The sequence below is a fragment of the Streptomyces coeruleorubidus genome, assembly GCF_028885415.1.
Taxonomy (GTDB): domain Bacteria; phylum Actinomycetota; class Actinomycetes; order Streptomycetales; family Streptomycetaceae; genus Streptomyces; species Streptomyces coeruleorubidus_A.
In genome coordinates this window covers 5,379,841-5,402,214 of sequence record NZ_CP118527.1, presented here as the reverse complement: position 1 = coordinate 5,402,214, position 22,374 = coordinate 5,379,841, and the positions used below count along the sequence as shown (strand labels likewise).

The following is a 22,374-nucleotide window of genomic DNA, read 5'->3' as shown; positions in this document are numbered from 1 at the left end:
GTCAGCCGGCCAGCAGCTTCTTCACCGCGGCGGCGACGCGGCCGCCCTCGGCCTGGCCGGCCACCTTCGGGTTCACGATCTTCATGACGGCGCCCATGGCCCGCGGCCCCTCGGCACCGGCGGCCCTGGCCTCCTCGACGGCCTGGGCCACGATCTGCTGGAGCTCCTCGTCGGACAGCTGCTTGGGGAGGTACTCGGCGAGCACCTCACCCTCCGCCTTCTCCCGCTCGGCCTGCTCGGCACGACCACCCTGCGCGAAGGCCTCGGCCGCCTCACGCCGCTTCTTCGCCTCGCGGGTGATCACCTTCTGCACCTCGTCGTCGGAGAGCTCGCGCTTCTCCTTGCCCGCGACCTCCTCCTTGGTGATCGCGGCGAGCGTCAGCCGGAGCGTCGAGGAGCGGAGCTCGTCGCGCTCCTTGATCGCGGCGTTGAGGTCTTCCTGAAGCTTCGACTTGAGCGTGGTCATGGGGTTGATTGTCGCAGGTACGGACGGAAAGGCGCCCCTTGATTTGTGGGGCGGCGGTTCAAGAGATGGTGCAAGGGATGGTTCCGAGGGACGGTTCAAGGGATGGTTCAAGGGCGGGTGCCGTCAGGGGCTTTCGGACACCGCCGGGCGCAGGCGACCGGCGCGGTCTGACACGATGGCCGTATGCGCGCGCGATACGGAGTGCCCCTGGGAATCGCGGCGGCTGGTGCCGCCGGTCTGTTGTACGCGGCGGGCTTCGAGGCCCGCTCCTTCCGCCTCCGCCGGGTCACGGTCCCGGTCCTGCCCTCGGGCATGCGCCCCTTGCGCGTGTTGCAGGTCTCCGACGTCCACATGGTCAGCGGTCAGCGCAAGAAGCAGCGCTGGCTGCACTCCCTGGCGGGCCTGCGCCCCGACCTCGTGATCAACACGGGTGACAACCTCTCCGACCCGGAGGGCGTCCCGGAGGTCCTGGACGCGCTCGGCCCCCTGATGGAGTTCCCGGGCGCGTACGTCTTCGGCTCCAACGACTACTACGGTCCCAAGCTCCGCAACCCCGCCCGCTACCTGTTCGAAAAGGCTCAGGGCCGCCACGGCCTGAACGGCAACCCGCCGGCCGTCGGCGTGGTGCATAACCCGTGGGAGGACCTGCGGGACGCCTTCGACGCGGCGGGCTGGCTGAACCTGACCAACACGCGCGACGCGCTCAAGATCGAGGGCGTCTCGGTGGAGCTGACGGGCCTGGACGACCCGCACATCAAGCGCGACCGCTACGACCAGGTAGCCGGCGGCCCCTCGGATTCCGCCGACTTCTCCATGGGCGTGGTCCACGCGCCGTACCTGCGGACCCTGGACGCCTTCACGGCCGACGCCTACCCCTTGATCCTGGCCGGCCACACCCACGGCGGCCAGCTGTGCATCCCCTTCTACGGCGCCCTGGTCACCAACTGCGACCTGGACACGGACCGCGTGAAGGGCCTGTCCACGCACACGGCGCAGGGCCGTACGGCGTACCTGCACGTCTCGGCGGGCTGCGGCACGAACCGCTACACACCGGTACGGTTCGCGTGCCCGCCGGAGGCGACGTTGCTGACGTTGGTGGGGCGGGAGTAGCGGGGAGTCACTGCCGCAGGCAGGGGGCCCGTGGGAGATGGCGGGAGACGGTGGGAGCCCGTTAAGCCACACAGCCCACCCAAATAGTCCCCTATGTCCGCTTCTGTCAGCGTGGGGGCATGACCGCCCCTATACCCAGGGACATACCGGACCTCCCCGCGATTCCGGGCAAGCCCGCGCTGAAGCCCTCCCCCGTCCCCGCCACGGCCGTCGTCGCCCCGCTCCCCCGCCCGGCGGCCGCGGCGTTCCGCCTGCTGGTCGCCCTGGCGGCGGCCGCCGGCGTCACGCTCGAAGTACTCCTGGGCGACCCGTCCCGGACCCTGGGCTACTTCGCGATCCAGAGCAACATCCTGCTCGCGCTGGTCATGGCCCTCTCGGCCCGCCGCGCGTGGACAGCCGGCCGCCCGCTACCAGGAGCCGTACTGGGCGCGACCCTGCTCTACGTCGCCATCGCGGCCCTGGTGCACCACCTGCTCCTGATGAACGAGGCGAGCCCCTTCTCCCTCACGGGCGAGGCCGCCGCCGCTCCGACGGGCTGGCAGGCCGTCGCCCACCACACCCTCCACACGCTGACCCCGATCGCGGCCGTACTGGACTGGCTCCTGCTCACGGCCCCCGGCCGCCTGCACCTGCGCCAGGCCGGCGCCTGGCTCCTCTACCCCCTGGCCTACCTGGCCTTCTCCCTCACCCGAGGCGAACTGCTCCTCCCGGGCACCCCCGACCGCTACCTCTACCCCTTCCTGGACGTCGGCCAGGACGGCTACAAGAAGGTCCTCGGCAACGCCCTCCTCCTCGGCCTCTCCTTCTACGCCCTCGCGATCCTCCTCGTGGCCCTCGACCACGCCCGCCCGAACCCACCCCGCTACCGCTGGAAAACCGGATTTCGTCTCTAGCCACCAGTGGGCTAAAGTAAACGTCGTCGCCGCGACAGCAGCGGCATCGGGGTGTAGCGCAGCTTGGCAGCGCGCTTCGTTCGGGACGAAGAGGTCGTGGGTTCAAATCCCGCCACCCCGACGCTGGTCAGAGGCCACATACGGATTTCCGTATGTGGCCTCTGTCGTGCCTGGGGGGCCAAACAGGGGGCCAAACGAATTTGATCAGGCCACCGCGTCGCCCTCTTCGTCGTCCTCCGCAGCCTCCCCTTCCTGATCTTCGGCGAAGATGTCGTCCATCGCTTCGGCACCCTGCGTGATCACGGGCCGGAGCTGCTTCCGGTAGACCGCCTCTGTGGTCGCCTGACTGCTGTGCCCGACCAAGAGCGCGATCCGCTCCAGCGGTACGCCGTGGTCGGAGAGCAGGGACACAAAGCTGTGCCGGAGCTCCCGCGGGGTCCACTCAGGCTTCAGTCCGGCCTTCTTCACGATGGCCTTGAAGTCGCGTCGGACGTTGGCCGCGTCGAGCGGCTCGCCGCTCCGGGTGGTGAAGACGCGGCCGGTCGGGCTCCACTCCATCCCTCTCGCTGCCCGCTCCTGCGTCTGCCATCGCATGTGCTCTTCGAGGACTTCGACCACCTGTTTCGGCAGAGCGATGGTACGGCGGCTCTTCCTGGTCTTGGTCTCTCCGTGCTTGCGCACGGAACGCCACACCGCGACGTGAGGCGGGATGCCGTCCGTCGTGTCCAGGAAGACGTGATCCCAGGTGAGGGGCCGCGCCTCTTCCGTGCGCACGCCGCTGAGGAGCGAGAGCACGAGGTAGGCATACAGCCGTGACGGACGCGCGGCGGTGAGCACGGCTTTCGCCTGCTCCAAGTTGAGTGCCTTGCTCGGTCGGCCGGGGCGCCCCTCCGGTGCAGTGACGAGTAGGGCGACATTCCGCGCAGCCTTGTCCCTGCGCTGAGCGTGCGCGATGGAGCGGCGCAGGATGGCGAGCAGGTCACGCAGGCTTCGCGTCGCGAGGAATTCGGCCCTGTCGTCCAACCAGTCGTCGACGTCGTCCGCGCTGAGTTCCTTCAGCTTGGCCTTGCCGATGAACGGGATCAGGTGCTTGTTCGCCATCGAGCGGTTCTTGCCGATGGTGCCCTTCTCGTCGCGCCCCTTTAGACCGCGCTCCAACCAGTCGTTCACCGCGTCCGCCACGGTGTAGTTGGCCGGCGCCTTGACGCCAGTCTGCATCTCCTTCTTCAAGTTCCGGATTTTCTCTCGGACTTCGGTCTTGGTCTTGCCGTACACCTTCGGTCGACGGCGCTTGCCGTTCGGGGCGTACCCCAGGGAAACGGCCCCCACGTAGCTCTTCTTGGCGGGGTCCCAATAGATCGTGTCCGCACCGTGGCCAGCCCTTTGGGCGCGCTTCGGGGTCTCGGGCATGCTGTGTTGTGCCTCCACATGGGGCAGGGCCGCGCCCTAAAGGACGCGGCCCTGTCGGTCGGGATGTTGAGGTTCAGCCGGTGGCTTCCGCCTCGCTTTTGAGGAGTTCGACGTACCGCTCGATGTACTCAGGTGGCACAAGTCGGCGGCGACCAATGCGGACGGTCTTGAGGCGTCCAAGCCGGATCTCCTCGTAGACCATCGATCGGCCAATACGGAGAGCCTTGGCAGCCTCTTCAGGGCGGTAGAGGAGCTGTTCAGCAGGTTCAGCGACTGTGCTCATCCAGTGACTCCTGGGCTTCTGTCCGAGGTTCGGATTTCTGCGTCACCGCGTCACCTGCGTCATTCAGGGGTGCTGACCTGCGTGTTTGAGTGACGCAGGACGTTTCGGGGTGCGTCACCGGTGACGCAGGCTTCCGTCACCGGTGACGCGGGTGACGCGGGGTGACGCACCCGCCGCCCGTCTGCGTCACCGCTCTCTGGGCAGGTCACGGGGCGTTTGCCGTCCGTGGGTGACGCAGGTGACGCAGCGTCTCTTTCCTTCGGACAAGAGAGGGGAGGTGTCTGTTGTAGTGCGCGGCTCAGGGCGTGAAGAAGGAGCCGCTTCGCGGCGGGGCCATCGCAGGGCGGCGGCCGCCGCCGAACAGCAAGAGGAGCACGCGCGCGCGGGTGCTCCTCTTGCTTGTGGCGACCGGCAGGGGTGCCGGCGGTCAGAACGCCGGTTCCTGCTCGTGTGCGGGCGGCGGGGCCGAGGGCCGGGCCATCTCGATGTACCGGGCCGCCTTGGTGCGTCCCCAGTCGATGAGGACGCCCCGGGCGGCGAGGGTGGGCTGAAGCCGCTTGAGGCGGTCTGAGAGCACCTTGCCGGTGGTCGGCCAGCCTTTTGGAAGGGGTCGGCAGTCCTCGCCGCTGTAGAGGCCCGTGAGGGCGTGCAGCCACTCGGCAGAGGTCATCCGCTCCTCCGCCCCCGGAGCGATGCCGGCGGCGTGCTTCAGGACGGTCTGCGCCAGCAGGTCACCTTCGATCACGTCGTCGTTGAGGTCGTCCAGGCTGGCCCGGTAGGCGGCGAGCGCTCCGAACCCGGTGGCGGCGTCGAGCTGCGCGCACAGGTGGGCGAAGTCGGCCATCCGCAGGTCGGTCGGAATGTCCGCCTCTGCCGCACGGACCTTGACCGTGAGGTCGAGCAGGGAGCCGAGGATCACGGGCAGGGCTTGCGCGTACTCCGCCCACAGTTCCGCTTCGGTCCGCCGGACGCTGGGGCGTTCCAGGCGTAGTGGCAGGAGCCGTTCGGCAAGGTCGGGCCGGATCACGCCCACGTCGATGCCGGTCAGCAGCAGGGGGCGGCGGTAGCGGGCCCGGACGACGTCCCCGTCGGTGTACAGGGCGCGTTTGACGGTCTCGGCCCCGGTGACGATGCAGCACATCGCGTCGGACAGGTCGGGGGCGAGGTGGGAGAGGTTGTCCAGGGCGGTGACCCATCCTGCGGCCACGGCCGCGATCAGGTTCTCTTCGTCCTTGGGGGCCCGGCGCAGGTCCCCGCTCATGCCCTCGATGATGCGCACGAGCATCCGCCCGCCCGTGGACTTGCCTGCCCCCTGGGGGCCGGTGAGGAACGGGGCGGGGACGGGCACGGACGGACCGAGGCAGCCGATCAGCCACGCGATGGCCAGGCATTCGGTCTCGGCGTTGGCGAAGTTGCACAGCCTGAGCAGGAGATCGATGCCCTTGCCGTCAGTGTCCTTGACCGGCATGGGCAACTCGCCTGTGAGCTGCGTGCGGCGCCAGCACACCTCTTGTGGGTCGGGGGTGCGGATGTCCCATCCGGTGGGGTGGATACGGACCGACTGTCCGTCGTCGCGGCCCAGGTCCAGCCACGTCGCCCCGTCGAACCCCGGCGCGACGCGGATGTGCACGGGCTGTACGTCCTGGCTCAGCGCGAGTGCCTCGATCAAGTCGAGTGCCTCCTTCAAGGCGGTGCCGTTGAACACGCCGTATCCGTCGCGGAAGAGACCGACCATGAGTTCCTGACGGTGGCTGCCCGAGGTGCCCTGAGAGCGGATCGGGCGGGCCACGGGGTGGCCGTTCTTCTGCGCGTACACGGTCCCGTCAGCGGTGCGGAAGTACCGGAAGTGCGATTGGGCGTAGTCCGCGATGACGTCGCGGGCGGGGGTCTTGTCGTCGTCGGACATGGCTCACAGTCCCAACGTGGTGCGGGCGTTGGTCCACGCGTCCGTGCAGTGCCGGGCCGTCTCGCCCTTGCTCTGCGCGGCGGCGAACAGCCGGGCGACGTGGGTGTCGGTGAGGCAGTCGCACCGGCCGTGTGTGGACAGCACCGCGAGGAACGTCCGGTACACGGTCGCGTGGATTGCGCTGCGCGCCTTGGTGATGCGCTGTTCGGCCATTGCGATGCCGCGTTCCAGGTAAGCGGGCGTGCGGTGCGGGCACTCCCCGGACCCTGCGGGCAGGGTGCCGACATGCGGCGCCGGCCGGACGGGGGAAGGCTTCTTCACCGCGAGGGCGCGCACGGCGTCCGGTAGGTCGACCATGTGGCCGGTGCCGGGCCCCAGGTAGCGGGCGTAGGACATGGACGACTTGACGTCGACACCGGGCCGGACCGCGTTGTGTGAAGTCATGGCGCCCCGATAGATCCAGTGCTCACCGCGCGTCGTCGCCACCGTGCGCGTGGCCGGCAGGACGGTACGGGCCCACGCGATGGCGTCCGCGTTGTCCAGGTCCACGACGGTCAGCCCGGCGGCGCCGGGGTGGTAGGCGACGCAGACGGACCGCCGCCACGCCGCCGCCCACGGGGGCGAGACGATGACTGCCGGGTCGGTGGTGGCGGCGGCCCACGCGTGGCAGACGCCAGGGCACCGGCAGGGCCCCGGGGTCTTCATGTTTGGCCGGCCCCCGCACGCGTTGCCCGCGCAGGTAGGGCAGTTACCGAACGGAACCTTGCCCCGCCGCAGGGGCAGCACCGGCACGCCGGAAGCGGCGAGGCTCAGCGCGGTGTGCTGGGGGTAGGGCGTCTCGCTCATGCCGCACTCCCGTCGGTCAGCAGCGTCTGGTGGTAGGTGGGGATGGCAGCCAGGACCCGGCGGCGCCAGTTGAGGGCGTAGTCGAGACAGTTGGCGCAGTTCTTGTGGGTGTGGCCGGGCAGCGGTGGCCGCTTGCGGGCGTGGTAGCTCCAGGCCGCGGAGTCCGCGGAGGCAAGCAGGTGTCCGACCCGTTCCAGACCGAGGATCTTGAACCCGAAGCCGTGCAGCCGGTAGCCGCGGGCGGCCATCGCGGTGACGATCGCCGCCCCTTGTTTGGTGGACTGCAGCCGGCACACGGAGCCCAGCCCGACGGTGGGTTCGCGGCGCAGGTTGACGCCGTAGCTTTCGTACAGGTCCGCGCACGCGTGGTACTCGGCCACGGTGCGGCCCTGAAGGGTGGGGATGATGCGCAGGGTCGGGGCAAGGGAGCGCAGGTCCAGGAAGTTGTGCACGGTGCGGCGCTGGTGCTCCGGCACGCTCAGCTTGGTCCCGACGAAGGTGAGGGGGCCCGCTGTGCCGCCGTGGATGATGAGGTCTTCACACATCCAGTCCTGACCGGCGGCCCAGTCGTAGGGGCCGACGTGTTCCCAGATGCGGCGCAGGTCGTCCACGTACTGGCGTGGGCTGCGCGTCCAGCATCCGTGACGCTGGAGTTCCGAGAAGCCGCCGGAGTCGACCGCGTACCGGCCGCGGGCGGGGTACAGCTTGGCTGCGGCGGCGAAGTGCTCGGACTTCAGGAACAGCGGCACGTCGGTGAGCTTGACCCAGTGCCGTTTGTGGGTGGTCAGGTAGAACCGCATCCCGCTCGCGGCGGGAGCTCCCGCCGGTAAGGCTCGCGGGGCGATGGTGGGTTGCGTCATGCTGGGTATCTCCAGTTCCTTGATGGTGCTGGCTGGCAAGGGCGGCCCCGCGTTCTTTGGCGAGAGGTGGGGGCCGCCTAGCGGCGGGAACACGAGGGACGGGTCCTTGCGAACCGCCTCGATCCGCCGGTTCATCTCCTCCACCGCGTCCTCAACCATCTCGGTCGCCTGAATGCAGTGGCTGTCCGAGGGCCCCTCGATCAGGACCTTCGCGATGCCGTCGAACGGTGCCCAGTCGCCGACACCCTTCAGGTCGGCAATCCAGAACTGCACCGTACGGTCCAGCGCCAACCACAGGGCGAGCGCCCGCAGGGCGGCGGTCTTGCCCTGGTTGGACAGGCCCGTGACCAACAGGTGACGCTGATACACGCTCAGCTCAGCCGCGTCCCCGCGCAGGTCCTGGCCCCACGGGGCCCGACCGGTCTTGTAGTTCGCGGTCAGCGTCTCGTCGGTGACCAGCGGGGACGGGCCGATCGGCTCGTCCAGCGCCCCCGAGTCGGCGATCCACAGCCGCACCGTCCGCGCGGCCTCGGGGATGGTGATGAACACCTCGTGTTCGTGCCGGGTGAGGTTCTCGGCGAGCTTGCGGCGCTTGTTCTGCACCTCGTTCGTGGCCACCCCGGAGGGAAGGGTCACGTCGACTTCCACGCCGCATCCGGCGATCCGGATCGGCCCGAGCATGGACGCGCCGGCGTCGCCCATCTCCTTGATGGCCCGCGCCAAGGCGGGCACTCCGAGGTCACGCAGGGCCTTGACCACGATGGACGGGGTGATCGGCTCACCCTCGCTGCCCCGGACGTTGGCGGGCAAGGCCCAGGCGGGGGCGGCGTGCTGCTTGCGGCCGACCGACCACAGCGCCAGCAGGGCCAGGAACGGGCCGATCGTGAGCGCCGGACCCCACACCACCTGCACGATCCGGATGAGCAGGGCGATGAAGTCGATGGTCGCCGACAGCGGGGTGATGACATCGCCGACGTGGCCGGTGTTGATGGCCATGACGACGCCGAGGGCGACCAGGACACCGATGCTCATGCCCGCGCCGACGGCCACGCCCTTGGCGGCCTCCACCGGCGAGTGGAGCAGGTCCATGCGGCGGTGGTGGCGGGCGGCGCGGAAGCGCTGCAACCGCTCCTCCCACTCTTCGGCCGCCTCCAGGTTTCCCGCGGCTTCCGCCGCCCGGATCATCCGCTCGTACCGGGACCCGGTACGGCCGTCCCACGCGCGACGGGCCACGATCCGACCGCCGTTGAACGTGTAGAGGCTGTGCCGGGCCGCCGCCCGGACCGTCGCGCGGGTCTTCTCGTGGGTGACGCCGGTCTTGATGGCACGGCCGGAGCGCACCCACAGCGGCACGGGCCGCGCGGGCGGCGCGTCCGGCACGACCGTGAGCACGGTGGGGGCCGTGTCGGAGGTCGGGTGGGCGGTGTGCTTGTGGAGGTGGACGACGTTCTCAGACATGCTGGAAGTTCTCCTGACTGCCCCCACAGGGGCGCGAGTAAGGGAGAGAGCCGGGGTGGCCGGGTCCGTGGAAAGAGCGGCCACCCCGGGGCGATGGCTGGTCAGAACCAGCCGGACGACTTCTTCTTGGCCTTGGCGCGGGCGGCCTCAGTGATGAGCCTCTGCCGCTCACCGTGCAGGGCGGTCAGCTCCGCGTTCAGCCGGATCTCGGCAGAGTTGCCGGTGGCTTCCATGCGCTGCTCTTCACGGCCTGCGCTGCGGCCCCGGGCCACCTTGTAGCCACCGACGGCCAGGGAGCGGGCCATGGCCCGGCGCTCGCTGCCGTTCAGCGGCCACCATTCACCCCGGCGGACTGCTTCGAGCTTCTTCGTGGTCGCCTGAATCTCTCTGTCCAGGCGGCGGATGTCGGCGTTGCGCATGGTCAGACGCTCCTCGGAGAGTCGGCGGGGGTGGGGTAGGCGCAGGGCACGCAGGCCCCGAGCGAGGCGGGGATGACGTAGCCCGCATCGCGCCGGCACTGCGGGCAGAGGCGGCGGGCGGCGTTCGCCTTAGCGAGTGCCGCCCACCGGCCCGGCGTCATCGGCCGGACCGGCTTGGCGAGGTCGACGCGGTAGAGGTAGGCGACCAGCGGCCCCCGGCGGCGGCGCGGCCGTTCGAGCTGCGCGGCCACGCCCTGACCGCCGGGCCGTAAGCCCCGGGCACGGAGTTGGCGGCGGGTGGCGTAGCCGTCCGGAGCCAGGCGCCACCGATAGACCGGCAGCGCAGCCATCAGGCGACCCGCTTCCACGCGGCCCGCAACCGGACCTCAGAGGCGGAGTGGCCGGCGGCGCGGAAGCGGGCGGCCATGTCGCGGTATGACAGGGGCGGCGTCTGGCTGTGCCGGATGTCGTGAACCAGCGTGTCCAGCGCGTCATCCGACAGCGCGGGCGCCCCCGTCTCCAGCGCCGGCACCGGATCGGTCGGTCCCCACACAGGGAGCTCCCAACGGGGCGTGACGCCGGGCGTGACGGGGCTCGTCACGCTGGTCAGCGCCCTGCCCGTCTCCTCGCCCTTGCGTGCCGTCTCCAGCGTCGACCACGCCCCCGCGAGGGTCTGCGCCGTCTCGGCTTGGACGCGTGCGACGCGGGCCCCGGCTTCCGTCACGGCCGTCAGCCGCGTCTCCTCCGTCGCCGCTTCCGCCCGCAGCCGGGCACGGGCCACGGCCGCTTCGTCGCGCGCCTCCTGCTGGATTCCCCGGATCGCGTCCAGCGCGAGCGGAGTGAGCGCCGTACGCTCCCAGAGGCTGTGCACGAGCCACAGGGCCTTGGCCGCGATCGGCAGCCACGCCACAGCCAGCCACGCCCCGGCGGAATGCTCAGCAGTGAGGGCATGGACGACCAGGACGCCAGCGGCCAGGACACCGAAGGACCAGCCGACCGCCGTTACGGCGCGGTTGTGGTCGCCCTGCGCGGCCAGGCGGCGTTCGTAGGCGAGGGTGGCCAGCCATCCACCGTCGATACCGAGACCGACGACCAGAGCGACCGGCCAAGGCACCGCCGCACCCAGCCACATCATGACCACCGCGAGGGTGAGCACCATCGACACGGCCGTCATCGCGACAGCCGGAAGCACGGTCTTGGCCTTCACCGGGCACCTCCCGCCTGCCCCGCAGGGGCACGGTCGACGTCCGGCTGATCGGCATACGCGGTCAGGACGATGCCCGCGCCGGCGAACTGCCCTTCGGCCTTCAGGACGCGGGTGCGGCCCGCGCTCTGGGTGCGGGAGTCGACCGCTTCCGGGGCGATCCGCAGGGCAGTGCGCCACTGCTCGAACGCGGCGAGGCTCTCGCCCGAGGTGTCGTGGAAGGACAGCCGCAGCCATTCCGGGAAGATCGGGGACACATCCACGTCGGGGGCGGGCAGGTGCGGGAAGTCCACGGCCAACAGCCGCAGCGCGCGCAGGGGGACCGTGAGGTCGTCCAGCGTCATGCCGCACCCCCGGGCAGGCTCGTACCGGCCGCGCGGTTGACCAGCGCGACCCGGGCGGCGAGCGCCCGGCGCCGGGCCCGGCGGATACGCCGCTCGTCCAGTTCGGTCGGGGCGCGGTCCAGGGTGGTGATGTGCGCGTCCAACAGGTCGACGTCCGCCAGGATGACGGGCATCTCCTGCTCGATCGCGTCCAGCTCAGCGTCGGTCGGTTCCATCCACGGTGCGAACGCGGTAACAGCGTCCTGAAGTGTGACGATGTGGTTCATTGGGTCGTGTTCCTCTCAGCGTGGAACGGCCCGAACGCGGCTCCCGGGATGCCCCCCGGGAGCCGCTTGCCGTTGGAGTCGGTTCCGGCTCCCCGCGCTCCCGCCCGTACGTCCTCGCCCATAGCGCGGAACGGACGGGCGGGAGAGACAGCCGGCCGCAGCGTGACGTGCTGCGAGCCGTGGTGGACCGTGCATGCTGTCCAGGCGCCGCCGACCGGTCCGTAACGGTGGCGCTCAGGGTCTTCGTCGGTACATCAGGCGTCCTTTCGGCGAGGTCAACAGGGGTGAAGCACTGCAAGGGGGATCACGTCCCCACTCTCCGGCCGTTGCTCGCGGTCACCGGGCCACCTCGCCAGTACGGGCCAAAGCCCTGTTCCACCTGGCCTTTAGCGGGATTGCAGCGTCCCCGCCCTGTGCATTCGTGCAGGTCAAGCGGCTGTTTCCCGAGGATCCGGTAGGGCCGCTCGTTGACTAGCTTGCACTAGTTTGCTGTGGTGCACAACCCCGGTCGGGTGATGCGCGCTAGTTCGCTGTGGTGGGTACTCTCAAAGCATGACTGTCACAGGAGGGCCGAAGCCGAAAGCGGTGCAGGTCGCGGACGCACTTCGCGAGGACATCAAGAAGATGAAGCCGGGGGACAAGCTCCCGTCACAGCGCGAGTTGATCGACCGGTTCGGATTCGCGAGCCAGACCATCCAGAACGGCTTGGCTGCACTTCGGGCCGAAGGGCTGATCGTGTCGGCCGGGAACCTCGGCAACTTCGTCAGCGACGGGGCTTCCCCCAGCAGCGACGTGCGCGACGACATCAAGGAAATCCGCTCCCAAATTCAGGCGTTGACTGAACGGGTCGCAGCGCTCGAAGAGCGTTCCGTCCCGGGTGGTGCGTGATCTGCAACCAGCATGCGAGGAACGGGAGTTGTGCCGTAAGTGACAGCCAGGGGACGACGAAGCGGAGGTGGGGACATGTCCAGTGACACCCCTGTGTCCCCTTCCCTGTCCCCCTGGCTCGCGGGTGAGACTCGGAGTAGGCACTCGGAGGAGGGCACATGACCGACGACAGGCCCGCATGGGCGCGGCGCATCGCTGCCGAACGAGCGGCCCGTGACTGGTCGCAGCGTGACGCGGTAAGGGCGCTTCGGGCGCACGCTCCCACGGAGCTCCCCGCGGAAGACAGCATGATTCGCCAGTGGAAGCGCTGGGAGTCAGGCCAGATGCCGAACGACTTCTACCAACCGATCATCGCGGCCCTCTTCGGCACCGTGACGCACGCGCTCTTCCCGGCGCCCTCACGGCGGGACGGTGACAGGGAGATCCTGGCAGCGTCCGGCATGGAGACGCTGGAGATCATGAGCCGTCTCAACCGGTCCGACGTCGACAACGCCACGCTTGATGCCCTGCGGATCACGGCCGACAGGCTCGCCTCGGAGTACCCGTTCATGCCGAGCGAGCAGCTTCTCATCGAGGGGCGCCAGTGGCTGCGCCGTGTCGTCGAACTCCACACGAAGAGCCTCACGCTCGCGCAGCACCGCGAGGTTCTCGCACTGTCCGGTTGGCTCGCGCTACTGGTCGGCTGTGTCGAGTACGACACAGGCGCCCGTCACGCGGCCGAGTCGACGCGCCAGGCGGCGCTCTCGCTCGCGACGGAGGCCGACCATGCGGAGGTCGCCGGGTGGGCGCACGAGATGCGGGCATGGTTCGCCCTCACGACCGGCGACTACCGCGGCGTCATCGCCGCGGCGCGGGCCGGAGCCGAGACGGCAGCGCACCACGGCGTGGCCGTGCAGCTCGCAGCCCAGGAGGCCAAGGCATGGGCGCGGATCGGGGACCGCCGGCAGGTCGAGGTGGCCTTGGACAAGGGGCGGCGGTTGCTCGAAGGGATGCCCTACCCCGAGAACCTGGACAACCACTTCGTGGTGGACCCAGCCAAGTTCGACTTCTACGCGATGGACTGCTACCGCCTGGTCGGCGAAGACAAGCTTGCGCGCACGCTCGCCGAAGAGGTGCTGAGGGCGGGAACAGACTTCGACGGCACCGAGCGCTCACCGATGCGCAACGCCGAAGCGCGGGTCACGCTCGGAGTCACGGCGGCGCGTGAGGGCGACTTGGAGCAGGCACTCATCATGGGTGAGCGGGCCCTCGAAGGGGACCGCCAGTCGGTTCCGTCGCTCATCATGACGAGCCGCGAACTCGCTGCCGAGATGAGGCGGCGGTATAGCTCAGAGCCAGCGGCGCAGGGCTACCTAGAACGGCTTCACTCGCTTGCCGAACAAAAGCCGGGCTTCATGCCTCGCTAATTGGGTTGCTTCTACTGCCAAAGACGCCAAGGGGCCCGCTCTCAACGAGCGGGCCCCCGTTCTATAAGGCTTTAAGACGTGCTACACGCTGACGGCGCTCACCTAGACTAATGACATTGGCCGCTTTTTTCGGAGCCGGGTTAGCAGCATTTTCCGGGGCAAGTGACCTCATCAGGACAGGGTGAATTCCCAAGTCCTCTGATGCTTGAAGAACAGCAGGCGGCTCACCGTAGCGACGAGCCAGCATCGCTCTCATCAAAGATGGCTGCTCAGGATGGACAGCAACAGGTTCACTGGTGCGCCACCCCCGGGCGCCAATCTGCTTGTATAGACTTTCTCGGCGATCACTATCAACATATCCGAGGTCGTACGCTCGTTGAATTAGCGCCTGGATGGACACACCCCAACGCTTCTTAAGCGCGGCGAAGTCCCGAAGCATCAGAGGACCTGAAAACGCCTCATCAGCACGTACGCGGGGAAGCAAGAAGGCCCCGGCGAACCGATGAGCCTCTGCCTCTGCCTCCTTAGAGGAAAGCTCCGCTCTCCTTGCTGGATGCAGCACCAGGTGCCCAAGCTCATGGGCCACTGTGAATCGCTGCCTATCGCCACTTCCGGCTGAGAAGTAGCTGATCAGGGAAGGCTCTGCCTGCCCCCGCCAACAGGAGACCCCAGAATGTCCGACAACGATATCTTCCCCGTGCCCTTGAGCGTCGACAAGCACAAGAGGCACGACCGGAATTCCCGCTCGCTCACAGGATCGGATAACGTGCCCAAGAACACCATCCTGGCCAATACCCAACGCATCTCGCGTTGCAGAGGCAAGGTCCTCAATGGCGTCAGGAGAGACTTTCCCTTCTGCCCTAGGCAGAGTTGTCCGGCGCACTCGCGTCTCAGTGAGGAGCCGCGCTGCAACCCGATAAGCCTCTCGAACAGTCGCTTCGACCCGACCAACCTCACGAACTGATGCACTTGCCTTCTTGCGGAACAGAAGGGTGTCAGTCGGCAGGTCGGTCGGGTCGACATCGAAGAATGAGCGTGGTGTTCCCGTTGCCTCAGCGATCCGCCCCAACAGGTCGTCAGTGACGCCCTTGGTGCCCTTCTGGATCTGCGAGATCATCGGCTGAGACACGCCTGCGGCCTGAGCCAGCTCCCCCTGGGTCAACCCCATGAGGAGCCGGAGCGTCCGGATCCGCTCCGCAGGATCATGCACCACTTCCTTCACCCTCTTCGCGCTCATCTTCGTCGAACTCGAAGGGCAGCACGATGCCCTTGTCGTCCGGCACGAACTCCCAGTCCGTGAACGCTTCAGTCTCACGCGGCAGCTCGAAATCGAGGTCGAACTTCGGCGGCCGACCGGGCTTCCATTCCCCGATCGGACGCACGATGCGCACGGAGATCTCCCCACCCTCTTCGCGGGGCGACAGCCAAACGGCCAGGAGGTTACTCGCTTCGACGCCGAACAGGTCAACCGCTCGATTGTAGTAGTAGCTGATGCGAGCCTTGTTGCGCCCCGGGGCAGGGATCAGGTCATAGGGCGTTGCATGCAGGATGCGCAGAGTGAGCATGCCGTTGCGCAAGTGGAACCGCCCGCTGGAACCGTTGATTGGCTCCCACCCACCGAGGTGCTTCCGATCACCGTGGAGACGCTCCACGTACCGACGCGCATGGTCCCGAGCGAGGTCAGTTCGCCCCTTCGAGTACCCGTCTCCCACCATGCCGTGCTCGTCGAAGTGCGCGTGCGCCGCTGTGTAGCCATCGTCAAGCGCAGCGTAGAGAGGTTCAGAGAGGCCCTCGGTTGCGGCCGTGATAAATGACGCGTCTTCAGGTGTGAGCATAGCGGTTATTTTATAACCGCCGATCACACACCTGCAACCACCTTGAGCGGTGTCGCCCAGGGAAGTAGCCAGGGAGTGTGCTGAAGACGGACCGTCCAGGACGGGCCCCTGAAGCGCACAGCCGGGGGGCCAAACAGGGGGCCAAACGATGCGGCCGAACCCAGACCGTCCCGGACGGTAGTGGACGACGCCGGAGCCGAAACGGGCACGTCAGTACCCCACGGCAAGGTCACGAGCAGGCCCGATCGCGTTCGCCACGAACACGACGATCGGGGTGCGTGCCGTGAGCGCGCTCGACGACGTGAAGTTCCCGCAGAACCACCCGGTGCTCGACGCACTGAGGGACAGTTACGCCGGGATCCCCGGCGACCGCCTGTAGCCGCGTACCGCCGCCCCTCCGAGGGGCGGCGATTCACGACAGAGGTACCGATGCCACTCGTTACGAAATGGACCGGCCGTGAAGTTAAGGCGCTGCGCCAAGCCGCGCGCATGAGCCTGATGGAGTTCTCCGAGAAGCTCGGAGTCTCCGACCGCATCGTTTCCCGGTGGGAGGGAGACGGCGAGCAAGCCACCCTGCGTATGGTGAATCAAGCTGCCCTCGACACCCTGCTCGCCAAAGCCGATCAGGACGCTCAGGGGCGCTTTGTGGGCATCCTCGCGGCCGACGACATTCCCACTCAGGCCATCATCGAGCCCGACGAAGACCAGCCGCTCAGCGGCGAGTACGTGAAGCACCCCGGCGACGGGAAGCTCATGGCCCACGTCCCGGAAGGAATCTTCCTGTCGGGCGAGGACGACTACCCGGTATGGGTCGATGAGTTCCACATCGACACCTTCCCGACGACCAACGCGGACTATGCGCGGTTCTGCGCCGCCACCCGCCATCCCGTGCCGCAGCACTGGGAGAACGGGCGATGCCCCCGCGAGCTGTACGACCACCCTGTGGTGCACGTGACTTGGAAAGACGCGAACGCGTACGCGGCATGGGCCGGGAAGGCGCTGCCCACTGCCGAGCAGTGGGAGAAGGCAGCCCGCGGAACCGCCGGCCGCGTCTTCCCGTGGGGCGACCAGAAGACCGCCGCTAAGTGCAACGTCCGAGAGACCGGCGTCGAATGCACGACGTCTGTCTCCCGGTACCACAGCGGCGTTTCGCCCTACGGGGTCTACGACATGGTGGGAAACGTATGGGAATGGTTAGCCTCACCGACCACCCCCGGGAGATACGAACTTCGAGGCAGCGCCTTTACTAGTCCGCTATTCCGAGGGGCGCCCGCTGCAACGAACGATCAGCGACACGATGCACGATGACGACACGGGATTTCGCTGCGTAGCATCACCTGAGCAAATGACTCCCACCAAGAGGCAACACGGCTGACGCCAATCAACCTCCCTCCGCGTCAACCTTGACCGGAGGGAGGCTTCGCCGCGCCTAATCGTCGCGAAGATCGCCGTTGAACGTCTGGGGCACCAATCTGAGACCTTAGATCGGCGACGACCTAAACGCCAATAGAGGACGCCCCAAAATGATGTCGACTACACAGCGAACCACGCTAACTTCCTCATAAATCCGCGTATGCATCATCCCTTTACTATCCATTAATGAACTGCGATACCCGATTCCCAATTGATGAATCGTCGAACTTCCGAAAGGGCATTGCTCTACAGATACATGAAACTTGATTGCAGCGTAAGGGCCGTCGAGCCCGTAAACCAACATCCACAGGTCGGCCCAAATCAGGACGTACGTGGCGAGCACCCCTGCCACGGAAACCACGACGAAGAACCAGAGCGCTGCATTCCCTATCAGGTCGAACTCAATTAGCGAAGCTATCGCAGTTGCCAAAACTAGGAAAATCGCTGCACTGAAGAAAGGAGCCCGATGAAGGGTGCTCGATGTCAATTTTGCTAGCCAGGACATCGTTTGCCCCATGCCGATCCCCATGCGCGCCTCATCTCGGGGCAAGTTGATGACGTGAACGTCTCCGTCAGGGACTCGATCCGGGCAGAACATTTTCCGATTTTCTGCGATTACTTGCTTGGACTTCACAGAGCCCAGGTAATACACCAACATCCCCACGCTCAGCATAGCCAGAGCGGAGAGAAAGATCCATCGCACGAGTGCACCCGGGTTCTCAAACGCGGCATAGAGGGTACCCGTAATGAAGGCCATTGCCATATACTCTTGAATTCGCATCTCCCACCCGCTTGGAAGCCGCGTTTTCGAGTCCTTACGTTCAGACGCACAAATGAAAGGTGTCGCCAACGTAATTACTTGCACCGACCGGGCAGGTAGAACATTTCTTGCCATTACGGCGACATTCCCGCCGTGACTGTGCGCGACGAGCCAGATCGGCCCACAGTCCCCCTGCGCCCGGGTCTTCTGGACCAGTCCAGAAAGGTCATTTGCCGCCCGGATTCTCTCGAGGTGAGAGTTCTTTCCCGACCACCTAAAAGGAATTACTCGAATCCCGCTCCTAGACAGGTATTCCCCGATTTCGCTGTCGGGTTCAATCCATGTAGCCTTCGCCGCGAAAGTGCCGTGGATTAGAATTGCAACGGGCCGGAAGGTATCCCTTCTGATATTCCCGCGCTCCCCCTTCTGAACGCTGGGGCTACTCCGAAACAGATTCACGAAGCGGCGAAGTGGGCTGCTGCGGGGCATCTGGACCCTTTCGGGGGAACCTTGCAGTACGACCTAGGTGAAAGAGTGTCGGGCTCACAGTGTTGAGGAGTCAAGAGCTTTCAGAGGCCCCAGCGCGGAGGTTCTCCTTTGTCGCAGCAGCAATAGCACGATGCCGGCAGCGCTCTCCGAGTCGTCGGGGCCCGCATCGGGGGGCCAAACGGGGGGCCAAACGAGGCAGACGCGGCGAGACCGGTGTGGACAGTCCTGGACAGTCCAGGAGCTAAAAGGGCAGCTCAGCCGGGCTATGCAGAGGTCACATCGCGTTCGGGACGAAGAGGTCGTGGGTTCAAATCCCGCCACCCCGACAGTGAAACAGCAGATGAGCACCTCCGAAATTTCGGAGGTGCTCATCTGTTTTCGCGTGCGTGTCTATCTGCGTGACTACCGATTCCCGCGTGTCTACGGCCGCTGCGGATCAGCGCCGAAGATCCCGTCCATGACCACGGCGCCGGTCTGGATCACGGGTCGGATCTGCTTCCGATAGACCTCCTCGGTCACGGCCGTCCCTGAGTGCCCGACGAGCCGGGAGATCACTTCCAGCGGGACGCCACGGTCGGACAGCAGCGACACGAAGCTGCGCCGGAGCTCCCGAGGCGTCCACTCGTTGGCATCGATCCCGTCGATGCCCTTGAGCGCCTGGCGGAAGGCACGGCGGACGTTGGACGCGTCCAGTGGCTTGCCAACGGCCGAGGAGAAGACGAGTCCCTGTTCCTCCCACTTGTCGCCGGCCGCCAGCCGATCCCATCTCTGATCTTCGAACTGCTGCCAGAGGGCTTCGACGCAGCGCGCCGGCAAAGCCAGCGTGCGCCGGGACTTCCGGGTCTTGGTGTCCCCTCCCCGCCGGACCGAGCGCCACACCGCGATGTGCGGAGGCTGCGGCGGGTCCGCATCCGGCTTGCCTTTGAGGAAGACGTGGTCCCAGGTGAGCGCCCGCAACTCCTCGGTACGGGCACCCGTCAGCAGGGCAACGACGATGTACGCGTACATGGAGGTCCCCTCGGCACCCTTGAGCACGGCCTCGGCCTGAGCAAAGGTGAGCGCCTTGGAGGGGCGCCCGGCTTGCCCCTGGGGCACCGAGCACAGCTCGACGACGTTCCGCTTCACCTTGTCCCGAGCCATGGCCCGCTTGACCGCACGGTTGAGGCACGAGTGGATCGTCTGGAGAGTGCGCGTGCTGAGCATCTTCGCCTTGGCAGCCAGCCAGCGATCTACGTCCTCCGCGCTGAGGTCGCGGAGTTTGCGTGCGCCGAGTGACGGGATGACGTGCTTCTGGCTCAGCAGCGTCGTGGTCTCGACGGTGCGCGGGTCGAGACCGGCCAGGCCGTAGGTGAGCCAGTCCGTCACCGCGTCCTTGACCGTGTGGTTGGTAGGCGCGATCGCGAGGCCGTCCTCGTGGTCCCGCAACACCTCCTTGAGCTTGTTCTTCGCCTCCGTTTTAGTCTTGCCACTCCCCCGCTTGACGATCCGCTTGCCGCTCGGATCGAAGCCGAGGTTCGCCGTGGCGATCCAGCGTTGCCGTTTCTCGTCCCAGTGCAGGCCGCCATCTCCGCGGCTCCGGCGCTTGGTCATCAGGCCGCACGCTCCATGTCCCGCAATGAAGTCACGCAAAGCGACAGCTTGGATGCGCCGGCATCGGCCGATGGTGACCGAGGGCAGCTGCCGCGTACGGATCAGGTCGTACACCGTGGACCGGCCGAGCCTGAGACGGGCCGTCACCTGCCTACAGCCCTTGACGATTGACCTTCGAGTGCCCGGTCCGGCTCAGCCGTTCGGTCAGAAAGGCGAGGATCTCGTCTCTGGCCTTCAGTGTGGGGTGTCCGTCCTCGTTCACGAGGTGGGCGGTAACCACGCTGTGGGGGGACCCCACCACATCACGGAAGAACGGGGGCGGGTTCGTGTTCGCAGAAACGCCTGGAAGGACGCGGCCGTCGAAGGCGTCGCCGAGTAGGGCTCCGTACGCGGCGAAACGCTGCCCGGTGCACCAACGGTCGTTGTCGAAGCGGTAGGCGAGGACCTTCAGTCCGTCGCGTGCAACGCGCTCCTGGACCGCGTGCGCGTCCTCTTCGCTCATCTCCAGTCCGGCGGGATCGTCCAACGGCAGTGATGGATGGTTGACCACCGGCGCGATGACGGCAGGCTCAATCGCCATGGTGAGTGCGAAGTTGCCCGTGAAGCACAGTCCGATCGCACCGACTCCGGGACCGCCACACTCGGCGTGGGCTTGGCTCGCCAGCCCACGCAGCCACGCCACGACAGGGCTGGTACCACCCCCGGCAAAGGCACTGAACTCGGCACTGACACACGCCCGGCGAATCACCTCCTGCCCACCCTCGACCGTGGGATGGGCACCGTCGGTCCCGAAGAGCGAGGGAAGGTACACGGTGAAACCCGCATCCCGCACCCACCGCGCCAGCCGAAGGACGTCGGGGCTGATACCAGGCATCTCCGGCATCAATACGACGGCCGGCCCAGAACCGGCGACATGCACCGTCTTCACCACCCCGGCCACGTCGACCAGCCGGTGGGAGAAGTCCGTGATCGCGTCGCCAAGACGTCCGTTGGAAGCGGTCATGGCGACAGCGTGGACTGATGAACCCGCACAAGGCGATAGGCTGGATCGCCATATAGAGGGGCGATCTCGCCACAGGGCGTGGTGGTCAGGAGGCGACCATGAGCGCGCTGCGGGTTGGCGTTCTGGCCTACCCGGGCTGCTTCGCGTCCGAGGTGTTCGGCGTGCCCGACCTGTTGACGATGGCCACGCACGTTGCCGGTCCGGACCGCTCGGGCTACGAGGTGTCGGTCGTTTCACCTCGTCGTCGCATCACCGCATCGGGCGGTGTGGCGTTGGCCGTCGCTCCGCTCCGCGAGGTCGACGTTCTTGTCGTGCCGGGATTCGAGCTGGTGCCGGGTCTCGACGTGGACGCGAAACTCACGGCCCTCGCCCCTGAGATTGCGGCGATCCGCTCACACACCGCTGCGGGTAACGCCGTCGTCTCGATCTGTGTCGGCGCCTTCCTGCTCGCCGAGGCAGGGCTTCTCAACCGGCGCCGGGCTACGACGGCGTGGCTTCTCGCCGACGAACTGGCTCAACGCTGTCCGGAAGCCGACGTCCGCCCCGAACGTCTGGTCGTCACCGACAAGGGGGTGACGACGACCGCGGCCTTCAGTGCCATGTACGACTTCGCGCTGGAACTGATCCGCCAACACAGCGGTGCTGACGTGGCACGGGCAACCGCGCGGGTGGCGCTCGTCGACGACGCGCGGTCCTCCCAGACTCCATACGTCGACGCGCGACTTCTTCCGCATCCCGGAAACGAGTTCTCCCGCAGGGTCATGCGACGACTCGACCAGGACCTCGCCGCCCGATACGACCTCGCGGCGTTGGCGGACGCGTTCAGGGTCAGCACTCGGACGCTGTTGCGGCGCTTCGCTGACGAGACCGGCCGGAGTCCTCTTGAGTACCTACAGTCATCGCGCGTCCGCCGTGCCCGCCACCTGCTTGAGACCACGGATCGAACCGTCGCCAGCATCTCCACCACGGTCGGATACAAGGACCCCGGGACCTTCGCCGCTCTCTTCGCCAAGCACACCGGACAACGCCCAAGGGACTACCGCGCGACCTTCCGGCGTGGTGCCAACTGATCGCGGCCATCCCCTGGTGCGGGATTCGCCAGCGACCTTGCGTCCATCCGCGCTCGCGGTACCGGCACGGAGGGCGACCCACCCCAGGCGTCGTGCGGGCAACGTCGCCGTGGACAAGGCCCTGACCCGCGTGGGAGCGTGCCATCGCCTTCGGTGACTCGGTAGAGGTGCCCGGCGAGCACATCGCCGACTTCAGGGTGAACGGGCCTTCAGTCTTGGGCATCCCCCGTGGGCATCCCGGCCCTGAGATGAGGCTGCGGGTCTCGGCTCACGAGATACCTGCCGACCACGCAGCGCATCTGGTGGTGGCGGACACGCAGGGTCAGCGCGTGGCGGCACTCGGGCTGCGGATGACGGCGCTGCTGACCCTGCTGAGGTACAGCAGCGAGGTACAGCAACCCCAGCCACCGGCAGCGCCCCACGCCGCCCCTCATGGGCTTCCCGGCAGCCTGTAT

22 protein-coding genes, 1 tRNA gene and 2 pseudogenes are annotated in these 22,374 nt (G+C 67.3%); 7 read left to right on the top strand and 18 right to left on the bottom strand.

The genetic code is table 11. The annotated features are described in order from the left end of the window. Position 1: 1 nt before the first annotated feature. Entirely contained in the window at positions 2–466 is a 465-nt protein-coding gene (locus PV963_RS25150) for a GatB/YqeY domain-containing protein (protein ID WP_274818007.1), read from the bottom strand. 183 nt (positions 467–649) lie between these two features. Between PV963_RS25150 and PV963_RS25145 the strand changes: the two genes are divergently transcribed. From PV963_RS25145 to PV963_RS25135, 3 genes are all read left to right on the top strand, one after another. Beyond that, a complete protein-coding gene (locus tag PV963_RS25145; RefSeq protein ID WP_274818006.1) occupies positions 650–1,576 on the top strand; it encodes a metallophosphoesterase in 927 nt (308 codons plus the stop codon). A 119-nt stretch (positions 1,577–1,695) separates the two neighbouring features. Further along, a complete protein-coding gene (locus PV963_RS25140) occupies positions 1,696–2,469 on the top strand; it encodes a Pr6Pr family membrane protein (RefSeq protein ID WP_274818005.1) in 774 nt (257 codons plus the stop codon). Positions 2,470–2,516: 47 nt separating this feature from the next. After that, positions 2,517–2,590, top strand: a tRNA-Pro gene (locus PV963_RS25135). Between the two features lie 83 nt (positions 2,591–2,673). Here the strand turns inward: PV963_RS25135 and PV963_RS25130 are convergent. The 10 genes from PV963_RS25130 to PV963_RS25085 form a co-directional block, all read right to left on the bottom strand. After that, complete coding sequence (locus PV963_RS25130) at positions 2,674–3,879, bottom strand: site-specific integrase (RefSeq protein WP_274818004.1); 1,206 nt, start codon at positions 3,877–3,879, stop codon at positions 2,674–2,676. Positions 3,880–3,952: 73 nt separating this feature from the next. After that, positions 3,953–4,162 (bottom strand): helix-turn-helix domain-containing protein, encoded by a 210-nt coding sequence (locus PV963_RS25125; protein WP_274818003.1) that lies wholly within the window; start codon positions 4,160–4,162, stop codon positions 3,953–3,955. Between the two features lie 427 nt (positions 4,163–4,589). Then, positions 4,590–6,068, bottom strand: a complete 1,479-nt coding sequence (locus tag PV963_RS25120; protein WP_274818002.1) for an ATP-binding protein — start codon at positions 6,066–6,068, stop codon at positions 4,590–4,592. A gap of 3 nt (positions 6,069–6,071) precedes the next feature. Beyond that, a complete protein-coding gene (locus tag PV963_RS25115; RefSeq protein WP_274818001.1) occupies positions 6,072–6,914 on the bottom strand; it encodes a bifunctional DNA primase/polymerase in 843 nt (280 codons plus the stop codon). Continuing rightward, complete coding sequence (locus PV963_RS25110; RefSeq protein ID WP_274818000.1) at positions 6,911–9,232, bottom strand: DUF7221 family queuine tRNA-ribosyltransferase-like protein; 2,322 nt, start codon at positions 9,230–9,232, stop codon at positions 6,911–6,913. Before PV963_RS25110 ends, PV963_RS25115 begins: the two co-directional genes overlap by 4 nt. 101 nt (positions 9,233–9,333) lie before the next feature. Beyond that, entirely contained in the window at positions 9,334–9,651 is a 318-nt protein-coding gene (locus PV963_RS25105; RefSeq protein ID WP_274817999.1) for a hypothetical protein, read from the bottom strand. A 2-nt stretch (positions 9,652–9,653) separates the two neighbouring features. After that, the gene (locus PV963_RS25100; protein WP_274817998.1) at positions 9,654–10,001 is read right to left on the bottom strand and encodes an RRQRL motif-containing zinc-binding protein; all 348 of its coding nucleotides are present in this window, start codon (positions 9,999–10,001) and stop codon (positions 9,654–9,656) included. Continuing rightward, positions 10,001–10,858 (bottom strand): protein spdB, encoded by an 858-nt coding sequence (locus tag PV963_RS25095; RefSeq protein ID WP_274817997.1) that lies wholly within the window; start codon positions 10,856–10,858, stop codon positions 10,001–10,003. The genes PV963_RS25100 and PV963_RS25095 overlap by 1 nt, the downstream gene beginning before the upstream one ends. Continuing rightward, positions 10,855–11,199, bottom strand: a complete 345-nt coding sequence (locus PV963_RS25090) for a hypothetical protein (RefSeq protein ID WP_274817996.1) — start codon at positions 11,197–11,199, stop codon at positions 10,855–10,857. Before PV963_RS25090 ends, PV963_RS25095 begins: the two co-directional genes overlap by 4 nt. Next, positions 11,196–11,465: a DUF6284 family protein gene (locus PV963_RS25085; RefSeq protein WP_274817995.1), complete on the bottom strand. Its 270-nt coding sequence runs from the start codon at positions 11,463–11,465 to the stop codon at positions 11,196–11,198. Before PV963_RS25085 ends, PV963_RS25090 begins: the two co-directional genes overlap by 4 nt. A 552-nt stretch (positions 11,466–12,017) precedes the next feature. Here PV963_RS25085 and PV963_RS25080 point away from each other — a divergent pair. Further along, complete coding sequence (locus tag PV963_RS25080; RefSeq protein ID WP_274817994.1) at positions 12,018–12,353, top strand: winged helix-turn-helix domain-containing protein; 336 nt, start codon at positions 12,018–12,020, stop codon at positions 12,351–12,353. A gap of 158 nt (positions 12,354–12,511) precedes the next feature. After that, on the top strand, positions 12,512–13,759 hold the full coding sequence (locus PV963_RS25075) for an XRE family transcriptional regulator (protein WP_274817993.1): 1,248 nt from the start codon (positions 12,512–12,514) through the stop codon (positions 13,757–13,759). Positions 13,760–13,820: 61 nt separating this feature from the next. Here PV963_RS25075 and PV963_RS25070 read toward each other — a convergent pair whose 3' ends face one another. Continuing rightward, entirely contained in the window at positions 13,821–14,981 is a 1,161-nt protein-coding gene (locus PV963_RS25070; RefSeq protein ID WP_274817992.1) for a helix-turn-helix domain-containing protein, read from the bottom strand. After that, entirely contained in the window at positions 14,962–15,594 is a 633-nt protein-coding gene (locus PV963_RS25065; protein ID WP_274817991.1) for a hypothetical protein, read from the bottom strand. The genes PV963_RS25070 and PV963_RS25065 overlap by 20 nt, the downstream gene beginning before the upstream one ends. 489 nt (positions 15,595–16,083) lie before the next feature. On the opposite strand from PV963_RS25065, the gene PV963_RS25060 reads away from it, so the two are divergent. Continuing rightward, entirely contained in the window at positions 16,084–16,902 is an 819-nt protein-coding gene (locus tag PV963_RS25060; RefSeq protein ID WP_274817990.1) for an SUMF1/EgtB/PvdO family nonheme iron enzyme, read from the top strand. Between the two features lie 172 nt (positions 16,903–17,074). On the opposite strand, the gene PV963_RS25055 is transcribed toward PV963_RS25060, so the two are convergent. The 5 genes and pseudogenes from PV963_RS25055 to PV963_RS25040 all read right to left on the bottom strand — a co-directional run bounded on the left by PV963_RS25055 (position 17,075) and on the right by PV963_RS25040 (position 20,849). Further along, positions 17,075–17,764 carry a hypothetical protein gene (locus PV963_RS25055; protein ID WP_274817989.1) on the bottom strand — a complete coding sequence of 230 codons (690 nt, stop codon included), beginning with the start codon at positions 17,762–17,764 and terminating at the stop codon, positions 17,075–17,077. 12 nt (positions 17,765–17,776) lie between these two features. Next, a pseudogene (locus PV963_RS44040) lies at positions 17,777–18,256 on the bottom strand (esterase/lipase family protein); the annotation flags it as partial. Positions 18,257–18,676: 420 nt separating this feature from the next. Then, positions 18,677–19,846 carry a site-specific integrase gene (locus tag PV963_RS25050; protein WP_274822112.1) on the bottom strand — a complete coding sequence of 390 codons (1,170 nt, stop codon included), beginning with the start codon at positions 19,844–19,846 and terminating at the stop codon, positions 18,677–18,679. A gap of 30 nt (positions 19,847–19,876) precedes the next feature. After that, positions 19,877–19,993: pseudogene (locus PV963_RS25045) on the bottom strand (helix-turn-helix domain-containing protein); the annotation flags it as partial. Between the two features lie 4 nt (positions 19,994–19,997). After that, complete coding sequence (locus PV963_RS25040; protein ID WP_274817988.1) at positions 19,998–20,849, bottom strand: dienelactone hydrolase family protein; 852 nt, start codon at positions 20,847–20,849, stop codon at positions 19,998–20,000. A 98-nt stretch (positions 20,850–20,947) separates the two neighbouring features. Between PV963_RS25040 and PV963_RS25035 the strand changes: the two genes are divergently transcribed. Next, entirely contained in the window at positions 20,948–21,919 is a 972-nt protein-coding gene (locus PV963_RS25035) for a GlxA family transcriptional regulator (protein WP_184986216.1), read from the top strand. Positions 21,920–22,374: the final 455 nt, after the last annotated feature.